This is a genomic window from Mesorhizobium sp. L2C066B000, from assembly GCF_000502335.1.
In the GTDB taxonomy this organism is placed as follows: Bacteria; Pseudomonadota; Alphaproteobacteria; order Rhizobiales; family Rhizobiaceae; genus Mesorhizobium.
This window is the reverse complement of record NZ_AYWZ01000001.1, coordinates 671,351-683,735: the sequence shown is the minus strand read 5'-3', so window position 1 is coordinate 683,735 and position 12,385 is coordinate 671,351. Positions and strand designations below refer to the sequence as shown.

Genomic DNA, 12,385 nt, shown 5'->3' with positions numbered 1-12,385 from the left:
ACTATTGCAAAGAATGTTTGGGTGCCCATCGCCGTGCGATTCGAATTTTATGATGCGGTCGATCGTTAACAACGTCTAGCAATCGCCATGGGCTTTTAACAGCCTCTTTGACAGTCAAAGGGATGTCGCGTGGCTTTACCCACAAATGTCTGCAAGCTTCAAATATATGAAGGTGTCGCGAGACCGTGCGTTTGTAGCGGGCATTGTGCATCGGAATGATGTCATATAACGGCGAGTTGCATTGGATGGAGATGAGCCTATGGAACCAAATCCAGGAGTTGCACGGGACATCGCAAGAATCGTCGACCAGGAAACGGCTCTTATTTTCGAACGTTTCGACGAAATGATTGCGTTTGAGATCGGCTGCGCAATCCGAGCCGACGCTCTTGTCGAGAAGCAACCCATCGTCGTGGAGCTCCGATTGTGGGACCGGGGTTTGTTCTATGCCGCTCTTCCGGGGGCAGCCCAATTCACTGCGGAATGGGCGCGACGCAAGCTCAATAGCGTCAGAATGTTTCACAAGAGTTCGTATCGCTTAGCTCTTGAGCAACAGCGTGCCGACCGGACCTTTCCGCCAGGATATGGCCTTGATCCGGCTGACTATGTTTTGGCCGGCGGAGCTTTTCCGATTCGTGTCCGAGCGGTGGGCGTGATCGGCGCCATTTCAGTCTCAGGTCTAAGTCAACGCGCCGACCACGAGTGTGCAGTGTCTGCTCTCGGCGCACATCTCGGTAAGGAAAGGAGTTCGTTGGCGCTAGATCCTGAATAGGCGCAGGGTTTACTTCGCGGAAAACGCGCCGCGCGCTATTAGCAAGATATGTTTCAGTGCCTTCAGCGACGCCAGCGTCGGTGGATGCAAGGAAGCCGCGGCGAGCCGGCGCAGGGCAACTCCTGTTCGACCGGAACGGCCATGGATCGCTGCTGAAAGAAGACTGGCGTTTGCCCTGGTCTCGCGCTCCCACCTCCGAATGTCGTCGGGTAAGTCTTTCCGCAGAAAGAAGGAATCGATCATAAGTTGAGGTTCGTTTCCTCTCTCGAATGAAACAGAACTGTAGGTCGTTGATGCGCTATGCATTCTAAATTCAGCGAGCACCTCCGGCAGATGATAGAAGCTGCCTTCCAACCCCATCCGGAGGAAAAAATCGAGATCGGGTATCTGACGTAGATCCGAACGCCAAGCTCCAGCTCTTTCATAGGCGCGGCGCCGAAAGAGCGCACCAGGGCCGGGCAGGCAATGGAGCCTCGCGTAGAGAGCGCGTCGCGAATAATCTGGAGGTCGCAGCGTCGAGCGAAACACCGAACGTTCGTCTATGATGTGAAAGTCAGGGTAAACGAGCACGATTTCAGGACGTGCCATCAACTCCTCGACACATCGTCGAATAGCGGCAGGGAGAAGACGGTCGTCTGCGCTAACATAGCCAAGCACCTCCCCGGTGCTCATCGCCCATCCTTCCGTCATCGCTGCACTCTGGCCAGCGTTGGCTTGCCTGTGCGATTTCACTTTCGCGCCGAAGCTGGCCACGACATCGCTTGTGCCGTCAGTGGAGCCGTCATCCACCACGATGATCTCAAGGTTCGGGTAGTCTTGGATCAAGAGACTTTCGATGGTCTCCCCGATATATCCCATCGCATTGTACGCGGGGACCACTAAAGAAACGCGGGGCGTTGTATCGAGATTCTGTCTTGGTGTGCTCATTTTAAGAAATTGCTTTTCGTTTCTTCTTCTTCTTCCCTAAGCGTTGTCATGCCCCGACAAGAAAATTCCTAATCTAGGCGATTCGCGAGCATGCTTCGGAAGTGTGAAATTAGGCGATCCACGATCAATGGCCACGTAAACTCTCCGCGAACGTAGGTTTGAAGGCTTCGTCCCTTCTCGTCGAGAGAATGACGATCCGCCAACATCGACCGGAGGCCACCTCGGAGCCCCTCCACAGTCGCCGATACGACGAGGCCACCACCGATGCGCTCAACTTCGTCAAACCCACATTGATCGGTAAGCAACACCGGCGTTCCAGCAACACCAGCCTCCAGCGCGACAAGCGACATAGCCTCGGCGCGCGATGGCACGGCAAGCAACAGAGCTCGCCTATAAAGTTCGCTTCGTTCAATCTCGCCCAGGTACCCCGTGAAGACGACCCGATCACCAAGTCGCCTCTCGCTGACGAAGGTCTCCAGGCTGGAGCGCATTCCAAAGTCAGGTCCTGCTATCACCAACCGTACATCGCCGTATTCCGACGCCACATCTGCGAAGGCTTGGACAAGTAGGTCTGGGCCCTTCACCTCGGCAAGACGTCCCACGAACAGGATGTAAGGTGCTTCCAGTCTAGAAGGCGAATGGGAGACGGCCTCGGCATCCTCCTCCACCCCGTTGGGGACGACGGCTACACGGTCTTCTGCAAGCCGAAATCGTTCAAGAATTTGGCCTCGCTCTAGCGGAGTAACCGCAACCAGCAAGCTGGCATGGCGAATTACCCGCTTTCCAAAGAGGATGTGAAAAAGACGCGCTATCGGGCGCGGGTGCTCGAGGCCAACGAACTCGCCAGCAGCGGAGAATGCGTAGGGCTTGCCGAACTGCGATGCCAAAAACGCGGTGGCGACCGAAAGAAGGTTCCAATAGCCAAGAATGTGCACAGCATCTGCTCGGCGCACGCTTTGGACGAGCCGAAGAGGGTTGATAAACGGCACCGTGAAACGCAGGCGAACTGAACCCGTCGCGTATACCCGGATGCCGCGCTGGCGAAGGTTTTCCGCCAAGTCACCGTCCTGCATGGTAGCGATCTCACACCGACATCCCTTCGCCGCTAAGTGAGCCGCCAGGCGCCGCGTTCGTTCTGCGGTTCCTCCGCCTTTTTGGGAATCGAGGGATATGGTGGTGAGAAGTATGTTCATTCGGCGCGCCTTCCGATCTCGCCGGCCAGATGCTGAGCATATTGCTCCAATCGGTCCGCGAATGCCTCGGAAGGCAACCCGAGCTCGGAGGCCTTTCTGTGTGAAAAACGCCGGTCAATGTTCCGATCCGGCAGGCCTCGCATACGAAGGAGCAACCTCAGTAACGATCTCGGCGCTGTAGCGCCAATCTTGGGTAGGTCACGATGAAACGCCGCCGCAAGACTATCCTGAACGAAGGCAAAATTGTTTTTAGGGTCGTGGTCGTCCGTAACGAGCACCACCTGAGGGCCAAGGCGCTTTTGGTCAAGCGACAATTGAACCAGTGTCCGGGCTACAGTCTCGACGCTCACAAGGTGCATTCGTCTGGTGCCATAGAGTGAGCGGCGAAGCGCGATTTTCCACTGCGGCGCCTGGCTCATTTCTTCGGCCAAGCTGACCAGATTGCGGCCACCGCGGCCAAACACCGCCCCCAATCGCAACACGATTGTCTCGGGGAATGACGCCCTTATTACCGATTCCACTTCAATATGTTCGGTCTCATAAGGCGACAGCGGCTGGGGGTTCGTACTCTCGTCAATGAAGTGGTCTTTTACGCCCGCATAGACATCAATGCTGCTCGCGTGGATGCAGCGATAGATCCCGGATTCCCGAAAGACCGACTTCAGGCTTTCCATCGCACCGCGATACCAGCCGCTGCCATCGGGGCGCAGAAGGTTCACCAGAACATCATGGCCGCGAAGCGCGCTCAGCACTTGAGCTGGGTTAGCAAGATTGACGTCGTTTAGTTCAATCCCCCGCAAGCCGAGCCATTTTGGCCGCGACCTGTGCAAAAGATATCGGCTGGGACGAGCCGCGGATGACTCAGTCCAACACCTAGCAAATGCTTCACCGACGAAACCAGTCCCTCCGAGCACGACCACGCGTGGCTCGTCTTCGAATCGGTCGTCCTTCATGAAGGGGCTTCTTCAGGATTTGATGTGCGAGTGTCATCGCGTTGATTGTGTCCGGTTACGGCGAACCAAGCCAATCCGCATATGGCCAATAGCATAAGGCTGACGCTTTGCGCAACGAGGCCCGCAGCGCGCCCATTAAGCCAATTGGGGAAAAGGAAAGTCTCTCTTGGGCCGCACGTTTATTTCGGCCTATAGACATGAGCATGACTGAGTCTCTGCCAAAATTCCAATCCTCCAGGATCGTAGGTTTCGCACTGGCGACAGGAGCAATCGTAGCCCTCCCTCTGTGCTCATTGCTTTTAGCGAGCAATCCCGGTCCCTCGGTGCCTATCATCCTGTGGTTCTATGCTTCCGGTTGCGCCGCTCTCGTCCTATCGCTTGCATTCCCCTCCTCTTTTTTCGTTTTCTTATTGTCTTTGTTCCTCTTCGTAGGGTTCATAGCCAAGGCAATTGCTAACTTCGTATATGGCGTTGCGCTAATAGAGCCCATTAGCACTTTCACTTCGCAGTGGGATCAGGCTCTGACTTTTGCCGCCAGCGGCTTGTCGGGCGTGTGCTTGGCCAACCTTCTGGCCGCTCTTTTTCCCTCTTTCTCCAACACGTCGATGGCTTCGGGACCTGCTCGTCTCGCTAACTGCGTCCTCGCTGCTTTTGCGTCCCTCCTAGTCATCTCGATCGCCGTATATTGGGCCAATTACTCGTTCCATATCCTCCGAATCGGCTACCCCCTCGGCATCGACATAGATGCTCGGATCTATGCGGTCGCCGCCTTCATCATCACGTGGGGTGCCCTTGTCGGCGGACTTACCGCAGTCCTCTGGCTAATAGAGCTCAGAAGATGGCCGTATGCTTCCTTGGTAGCTACGGCCACGTTTCTTGGTGTGCTTGCCGCGTTGTCGATGGGCAGCCGAATCCAGCTTCTCCTCTACGTCCTAGCTGCAGTTGCAGTCATCGTGTTCCGCCGCCAGCAAGTTCGGGACTGGATCGCGATTGCCATGGCGATGTGTTTGGCCGCGATTGTTTTTGCAGGCTCACTTGCGGTGGTCAGTTTCGAGCGCACGTTCGATTTTGGGCAGACTGCGCCCTCGTCCCAGTTTGCACCCCCGACCCTAGAGCCCCTCGCTCCACCCAAATCGGTCGATGATGTTGCGTCGCCGGAGGCAAATTCCATTTCGCCGAAGGTCTCTTCCACACCAAAAGAGGTAACGAAACCGCCGGCATCCCAAACGACATCGTTGAGCGACAAGGTGGAGGCCGTCACAAGCGACCGTTTTGCCCTCCAAGGTTTATTTCACCAACTCCGCAACCTAGCGATCATGCGATGGGTCGGGCTGGAAGGCGTTATGACAGCAGCGGCCAATCCGGAGCAACTCAGCGTCGACTTGTTCTTGAAAGTCATGTCTGAGGATCCCGCAGCGGGCTCTCACGCAATCTACCAAAAAATGTCCGGAGATCGTTACGGAAACGTCGAGTACTACACGTTCCTGACCCTTCCTGGCCCTATCGGTATAGCAAGCCTGTCTGGATCGCCGCTGATTGTGATGGCGTTTATGTTTGCACTGACGCTTTTGGGCCACTTGATCGAATGGGTAGCTGCTCGCTTGACTCAAAATGTGGCAACCGCGGCTGTGACAGGAGTGTCGCTGGCATATCTAACCGTCCAGATGGGGTTCCCGTGGACGTTACTGATTTATGCCATCGAACTCCTCCTTTCGGTTACGTTCGTTGGGGTCGTGTGGTGGGTCACAAGAGGGCTGACGTCAGCTAGTCAGGTTGAGAGCGCGCGCGGTGCGCTGCAATGAGTTGAAACTGCGAAAACACCAACCTAGCCGCTATTGTTTTCTCCAAACTCGTCTATTTACGAAACCGGTATAGCTTAGGACAATTCGCATCACCTTGTCAGACACGTTGTCGGGTTGGTAATCGCTTGGCAAACGCAATAGCCGATCCGCACCGCGCGGCTGGGTTTCGAGGATGCGAAGTCCGTCATAAACCCGCTCGAGTTCCAGCCCCACCATCATAACAGAGGCTTCTTCGAAACCTTCCGGACGTTCATGCACTTCTCGCAGATTCAGAGCGGCGAAGTTGAGGATCGCGCTCTCTTCCGTAATGGTCCCGCTATCCGATAACACAGCGCGCGCAGAGCTTTGGAGTTTCACGTAATCAAGGAAACCAAAAGGCTTTTCAAATCTGGCCTTCGGATTGCGATCGCCACCAAGCGCATCAAGTCGCTTTCTCGTTCGGGGGTGGGTCGACACTATCACGGGAACATCGTACCGTTCCGCAATGCCGTTGATGATCTCTAGAAGTCGTTCTAGCCGTTCCGGATCGTCAACGTTCTCTTCGCGATGTGCGCTGACGACGAAGAAATTCCCCCCGGTAAGCCCAAGGCGGCTGAGCACATTCGAGCTATCGATCGCCGCATGATAGTACTCCAGAACTTCACGCATAGGACTTCCGGTGACGATTATCTGGTCAGGTGGAATCCCTTCCCGCAACAGGTAGTCGCGAGCAATTTGGCTATACGGCAAATTGATATCGGAAATGTGATCAACGATACGGCGATTGATCTCCTCGGGCACCCGGAAATCGAAACACCGGTTCCCCGCTTCCATGTGGAACACTGGGATTTTGCGTCGTTTCGCTGCGATCGCAGCAAGACAGCTATTCGTGTCGCCTAGGATCAGCAACGCATCCGGATTGTGTTTAACCAGGGCATCGTCAGCGGCAATAATCACCTGACCTATCGTTTCGGCGGCTGATCTGCCGGCTGCATTGAGGAAACTATCTGGTGTTCGGATACCAAGCTCCGAGAAGAACACTTCATTCAGTTCGTGGTCGTAGTTTTGTCCTGTATGTACCAACGTGTGCTCGAAATTCGTGTCAAACTTGGCGATAACTCGCGACAGCCTTATGATTTCGGGGCGTGTCCCAACGACTGTCATCACTTTAAGCACTGATGGCCTCCTTTATGAGGTCAAGCTGGCTCAACAGTTTCTTCACCTGCTCAATATTTAAACGCTCGGTGTTGTGAGATGTGTAATCTTCCAGTGTCGACAGCTCTTTTTCCCCCTCGACAAAATATTTGTCGTAGTTCAAATCCCGTGAATCGGCTGGGATTCTGTAGTAATTGCCGAGGTCTTCCGCCCGAACCATTTCTTCTCGAGACACAAGAGACTCGAATAATTTTTCACCATGCCGCGTGCCGATGATCTTGATAGGATTGTCGCGCCCAAGGACTTCTCGCATCGCGTTGGCCAAAATCCCGACGGTGGATGCCGGCGCCTTCTGAACGAAGGTGTCGCCAGACCGAGCATGCTCGAAGGCATAGAGTACCAAGTCCACGGATTCGCTAAGAGACATCAGGAAGCGAGTCATGCTGGGATCGGTCACTGTGAGTGGTTGACCGCGCAGGAGTTGATCCAAGAACAGAGGGATAACCGACCCGCGGGAAGCCATGACGTTTCCGTAGCGGGTAGCGCAGACGACCGTTCCGACGGATTCGCTCAGACGGGATTTGGCTATCATAACTTTTTCCATCAGAGCCTTGGACATGCCCATAGCATTGACCGGATAAACCGCCTTATCGGTGCTAAGAACAACACACTTCTGCACACCATTGCTAATCGCTGCACGCAGCACATTCTCGGCCCCGTGGACATTCGTTTTGATCGCTTCCATCGGATAGAACTCGCAGGAAGGAACTTGCTTTAGCGCCGCGGCATGAAAAATATAATCAACACCGCGGACTGCATCGTCGACGGCATGATAGTCACGGACATCTCCAATGTAGAACTTGACGCGATCATCTCTGAGCGCCAACCGCATATCCTCCTGCTTCTTCTCATCGCGGCTGAATATGCGGATTTCCGCGAAATCACTCGCCAGAAACCTTGAAAGCACCGCGTTTCCGAAAGAACCAGTGCCTCCGGTTATAAGCAGCGTTTTGTTAGAAAACATACTCTTTGTTCTCGATTTGGATTAGCCGAATTCATGCATTGCCCGAATAAGTTCAGGCCATTCCGGGGGATCGTAGCCCGTGGCCTGGCGGAACCGCGATGAGTTAAGCGATCGATCAATTGACAATCCCTCATCAGGCTCGATCCGAATTTGCTTGGCGTAAATTTCGGCCACTAGCCTGAGGAGATCGTACTTGCTGATTGCTTGCGCGGAGACATGGTAAAGGCCTCTGAGGTCAGGACGCGGAACAACGAAATCCCGGATGATTCTGGCGAGCTCCACCGTGGGCAGACCAGAGAAGATTGCTCGCGTAAAGCCTCTAACAGTTCCTTCCTGAGCGAGAAACCAATCGATCAGGCTATGTGCGCTACCTAGCTCGCGGCCGATAATCGAGGTCCGCAACGTGACGGCGTTAACGTAGTCCACCTCTCCGAGAAGCTTGCTCTTTCCATAGAGGTCATATGCATTGGGGCGGGAGTTCTCACTGTAACTTCCGTCTGCGCCATCAAACACACAGTCGGTGCTTACGTGAACGAGACGAGCTCCTGCGATTTGACAGAGGCGCGCCACCCGATGGGGAAAGATCGAGTTTATGGGTATCGCCGCCAAAGGGTCGCTCGCGGAGGAAAGCTGCTTGACTAAACCAATACAGTTTACCACGACATCAGGGCCGACCTCAGCGAACAGTTTAGCGAGTGCGTCGTGGTTTTCGGCATCGGGGAGAGTAACTAAATTTCCTCTGGTTTCCTTCGCAAATAGGCGGTGATGCGATTGCGAGCGGGTTGAGCCAAAAGCCCGGTAACCAGGGCTGCTTAAGAAAAACCTGAAGACCGCATTGCCGAGCATACCCGAGGCGCCAAGCACTAGCACTTTGAGAGGATTTCGCTTGTCCATCGCCTATTCCTACTTCGTCACCGCAAGCGGGTACGCCGGTCAACGGCATACCGAAAGTGGCTAATGAGTTCACGTGCAAGGCGTGCCGGAGCTAGGTGCGCGTCGTAATAATGGCGTCCGGCCTTTCCCATGCATTCCCTTGCTTCCTCCGGCATGTTTTTTAGCCGCACCATCGCCTCTGCAAGTCCGATAGAATCTTCCGCGGGAACCGCAAGGCCCGCGTTGGAGTCCTGAATAAGCTCTGCGGCCTCACCATCTAAACAGGCCAGGATTGGGCGCCCCGCGCCAAGATAGGTCGGAATTTTGCTTGGTATCGTCAGGCTGAGGGCTTTCGACCGATTGAGTGTAACAAGCAGGGCAGATGCCTGGGCGAAGATGCTCGGCATCACCGCAGAGGGAAATCGCCCGGCCAACACCACGTTAGTCAACCGACGTTTCTCGATCTGCTGTCTAAGCCATTCAGACCGGATGCCACTCCCGACGAAAACTACCCGTATATCTGGATCTTGAACGTGACTGGCTGCGTCTAGCACGGTTTCCAAGGCCTGGGCGGCGCCTAAGTTACCCGCGAATACGATATTAAACCCTGCAGGCAGGCTCAACGGAGGGATTTCCTCGATGTCACCTCGCACCGGCGGCAGATCGCCCGGATTTGGATGATACGCGATTGGGATGTTGTCTCCCGCAACGGCCTTGATTTTCCCTATAAACCCGCGAGATTGCACTAAAAGAAGGTCGGCTCGCCGGTATATGAAGCTTGTGAGCCGCTCAACCGCCGCTAGCGCCAACCTGTTTCTGACAAAGCCCGTTTCTTCAAGACTCTCCGGCCACAAATCTTGTACCCAAATGACATGCGCTGCACCTTTGATTTGGCGGAAAACGGCCCCTACCAACCCTTGCAGGATGGGCGAGATCGCGTAAACAAACACAACGTCGCACGGCTTCCCTCGTGTGAGATATGGGCCCACCGCCACTCCAAACATCACGAACGAGAGGTAGTTCCAAATGCGCCGAAATCCTCCTCCGCGGCCTCGAAGCACCAACGGAACCCTGTGGATCATATAGCCCGATGGGTGCAGTTCGGTGCCCAATCCGAAAGCACTGTACCCTTTAAATATCTTGCCATGGGGGTAGTTCGGCTGCCCAGACAGAACTTCAACGTCGCAGCCTTCGGAGCGTAGTGAATCCACCACCTCGTTGATTCTGAAGTTCTCGGGCCAATAGTGTTGGCTGACGACCAGCACGCGCAGGCCTTTACCAAGCCCGCCACCTGCTATCTCAACATCCTCTGGTACCAGCCGGGCGTGCTTCATTGCCGAAGCGAGCGCGCGTTGCTCATTGTCGCTTGAATTTCGGATCCCGGAGTGAACTCTGGTACCGTTGATTGGAGAAGACGCAGCGCGCCCTCTACATTCAGGTCATCTATCATGCGTTGCATCTCATCGAAAATGCGCTCGATCACGGCCCGCTCGATCGATCGCGCAGACGCGGCCAAGATTCCTGGCGAGCCCGTCTCACTCAACTTTTCATTGCAGTCGAATAACTCCTCGTAGAGTTTTTCCCCAGGACGTAGCCCGGTGTAAGCAATTTGAATGTCGAGATCTGGACGCCGCCCAGACAGACGGATCAGGTTCTTTGCTAAGTCGGCAATTTTCACTGGTGAGCCCATGTCGAGCACGAAGATTCTGCCCCGCTCGTGAATTATGTCCGGTTCATGAGCTGCGGCCGCCTGCAGCACCAGCATGCATGCTTCCGGGATGGTCATGAAGAAGCGCACGATCTCCGGATGAGTTACGGTTAAAGGCCCGCCGGCTTTTATCTGCTGTTCAAACAGAGGGACGACAGACCCAGCCGATCCCAAGACATTGCCGAATCGCACAGTCATGAAACGGGTGGATAAGGTCGCCTGGGCGAGATCCATCGCCTGGCAATACATTTCCGCCATGCGCTTGGTGGCACCCATAACGTTCGCAGGGTTCACCGCCTTGTCCGTCGAGACCATGATCATCTTAGAGACGTTCCAGCGCAGCGCAGCATCGGCCACGTTCCGCGTACCGATGACGTTGGTAAAAATGCCCTCGATCGGTTGAGCCTCAACCATCGGTACGTGCTTTAAAGCCGCAGCATGAAAGATAAGATTGGGGGCATGGGCTTCAACGACGCTGCTTGTAGCCTCCCTCTCACGTACATTGCAGAGTACTGCATGAATTCGTGAAGCGGGATGTTTTTGGCTCAGCTCGGATTTGATGCAGTAGAGCGCGTATTCATTGGCATCCACAAGTACGAGGTTTAGCGGGGCGAGATCGGCTACCTGCCGCGCTAACTCTGACCCTATTGAACCCCCGGCTCCAGTGATCATCACGTTTAAGCCACCTATCATGGCGGCGATTTTTTGCGTGTCTGACCCGACGGGCGCCCGCTGCAGAAGATCCTCCAACTTTATAGGCCTGAGTTCGATCTCTGCGTCGATGCTTTTCATGTCGAGCATGTTAGGGAGTGTCAGCAACTCAATCTTATGCTGCGCCGCGACGTCTACCAACTCCTCTAGTTTGGCGTATCGCTGATATTCATCTCGTGATCGAGTAAGGATTATCGATTCGACCCGGCGGCCCCGCGCCTCGAACCGCTCCAATATTTGCGGCAGCTTTTCTAACGGGCCCACCACTGGGACACCACGTATGGCCCTACCAGTTCTTCGGCCGCGTTCATCGAGAATTGCTAGTACCTGGAAAGAGGCACGTTGCCTCTCATTGTTTGTTCTTATGAAAGCTTCGGCGTTATCGGTTGCTCCGATGAGTAGAACGTTTTTAGCGCTTCCCTTCGCAACCTTTCCCCTTCTTACGTCGTGCTGATTCCGATAGGCTCGGTACACAGCGCGCGGTCCGGCCAGAAGCACGATTGTAAAGGCCCATGCAATGAGAATCGAAGAACGCGGAATTGAATTCAGTCGGTTCACCAAAAACTCTAGGACCGAGAAGATGGCGATAGATGCGGTGGCGACACCCGCAATTGCCAGGAAATCTGAAAGCGACGCGTAACGCCATATACCGCGATTCAATCCAAGGAAAAATCCAGTGGTGCTGACTACGCATCCAAACAGGGCGGCAGCAGCGACGAAGCTCCAAACGTTTGCCGAAAATCCGGTAATATCCAGCCTTAACGCGAATGAAAGCAACAACGCGGCTGCCCCCATCAAGCCGTCGTGCAGCAGGGCCAGCCCTCGCAACGTCAACAGCCGCGAGATCACGTGAGAGGTCTTGGATCTCGTACCTGAAGAGGCAGCTTCAATCCCGTCGAGAACAGGGCGATGCACTAGATCACTTCCTGAAGGCTCAAGTTCCGAGCTCTGTCGATTGATCTCAAGCTCGATCGCTCACGCTGTGCCCGGGCCGGCAGCGGTGCCTGAGACGTTGGCTGCTGGGGCCAAAAAAAGGAAAGCGTCAAATGGGGCGGTTCCATCGTAAGCAATTTGTCCTAGTATTTTCTTCTTAGCGACACGTAAGGTTGGCACCAAAGCAGCTGCTCTGATTCTGTACCGCAAATGACGTGGTCATCCAATACTTAATTCCCGACGTTCGCCACAATGACAGGAGCATCACCGGCACAATTTTGTTGCATTGAAGCTGCGTTTGACGCGACAATCCTCCCTGGAACGTCCATCTGAATGAGCAGTCTTAAGGGCCGCCGCT

The 12,385-nt window shown here is 54.8% G+C and carries 10 protein-coding genes; 2 read left to right on the top strand and 8 right to left on the bottom strand.

What is annotated here, in order from left to right:
• The first annotated feature begins 259 nt into the window (after positions 1-259).
• The gene (locus X733_RS162615; RefSeq protein WP_023817559.1) at positions 260-769 is read left to right on the top strand and encodes a heme-degrading domain-containing protein; all 510 of its coding nucleotides are present in this window, start codon (positions 260-262) and stop codon (positions 767-769) included.
• 9 nt (positions 770-778) lie between these two features.
• Here X733_RS162615 and X733_RS162620 read toward each other — a convergent pair whose 3' ends face one another.
• The 3 genes from X733_RS162620 to X733_RS162630 form a co-directional block, all read right to left on the bottom strand.
• A complete protein-coding gene (locus tag X733_RS162620; protein WP_031193002.1) occupies positions 779-1,696 on the bottom strand; it encodes a glycosyltransferase in 918 nt (305 codons plus the stop codon).
• Between the two features lie 68 nt (positions 1,697-1,764).
• A complete protein-coding gene (locus X733_RS162625) occupies positions 1,765-2,889 on the bottom strand; it encodes a glycosyltransferase (RefSeq protein WP_023817555.1) in 1,125 nt (374 codons plus the stop codon).
• Complete coding sequence (locus X733_RS162630; RefSeq protein WP_081740577.1) at positions 2,886-3,842, bottom strand: NAD-dependent epimerase/dehydratase family protein; 957 nt, start codon at positions 3,840-3,842, stop codon at positions 2,886-2,888. Before X733_RS162630 ends, X733_RS162625 begins: the two co-directional genes overlap by 4 nt.
• 203 nt (positions 3,843-4,045) lie before the next feature.
• On the opposite strand from X733_RS162630, the gene X733_RS162635 reads away from it, so the two are divergent.
• Positions 4,046-5,644, top strand: a complete 1,599-nt coding sequence (locus X733_RS162635; RefSeq protein WP_155924140.1) for a hypothetical protein — start codon at positions 4,046-4,048, stop codon at positions 5,642-5,644.
• A 30-nt stretch (positions 5,645-5,674) separates the two neighbouring features.
• Here X733_RS162635 and wecB read toward each other — a convergent pair whose 3' ends face one another.
• From wecB to X733_RS162660, 5 genes are read right to left on the bottom strand one after another with little or no spacing between them, the layout of a single operon-like run.
• Positions 5,675-6,799 carry a UDP-N-acetylglucosamine 2-epimerase (non-hydrolyzing) gene (wecB, locus tag X733_RS162640; RefSeq protein WP_023817549.1) on the bottom strand — a complete coding sequence of 375 codons (1,125 nt, stop codon included), beginning with the start codon at positions 6,797-6,799 and terminating at the stop codon, positions 5,675-5,677.
• Positions 6,792-7,802: a polysaccharide biosynthesis protein gene (locus X733_RS162645; protein WP_023817547.1), complete on the bottom strand. Its 1,011-nt coding sequence runs from the start codon at positions 7,800-7,802 to the stop codon at positions 6,792-6,794. The genes wecB and X733_RS162645 overlap by 8 nt, the downstream gene beginning before the upstream one ends.
• A gap of 21 nt (positions 7,803-7,823) precedes the next feature.
• Positions 7,824-8,696 carry an SDR family oxidoreductase gene (locus X733_RS162650; RefSeq protein ID WP_023817545.1) on the bottom strand — a complete coding sequence of 291 codons (873 nt, stop codon included), beginning with the start codon at positions 8,694-8,696 and terminating at the stop codon, positions 7,824-7,826.
• A 17-nt stretch (positions 8,697-8,713) separates the two neighbouring features.
• Positions 8,714-10,009 (bottom strand): glycosyltransferase family 4 protein, encoded by a 1,296-nt coding sequence (locus X733_RS162655; RefSeq protein WP_050588613.1) that lies wholly within the window; start codon positions 10,007-10,009, stop codon positions 8,714-8,716.
• Positions 10,006-12,009, bottom strand: a complete 2,004-nt coding sequence (locus tag X733_RS162660; RefSeq protein WP_155924139.1) for a nucleoside-diphosphate sugar epimerase/dehydratase — start codon at positions 12,007-12,009, stop codon at positions 10,006-10,008. Before X733_RS162660 ends, X733_RS162655 begins: the two co-directional genes overlap by 4 nt.
• Between the last annotated feature and the right edge of the window lie 376 nt (positions 12,010-12,385).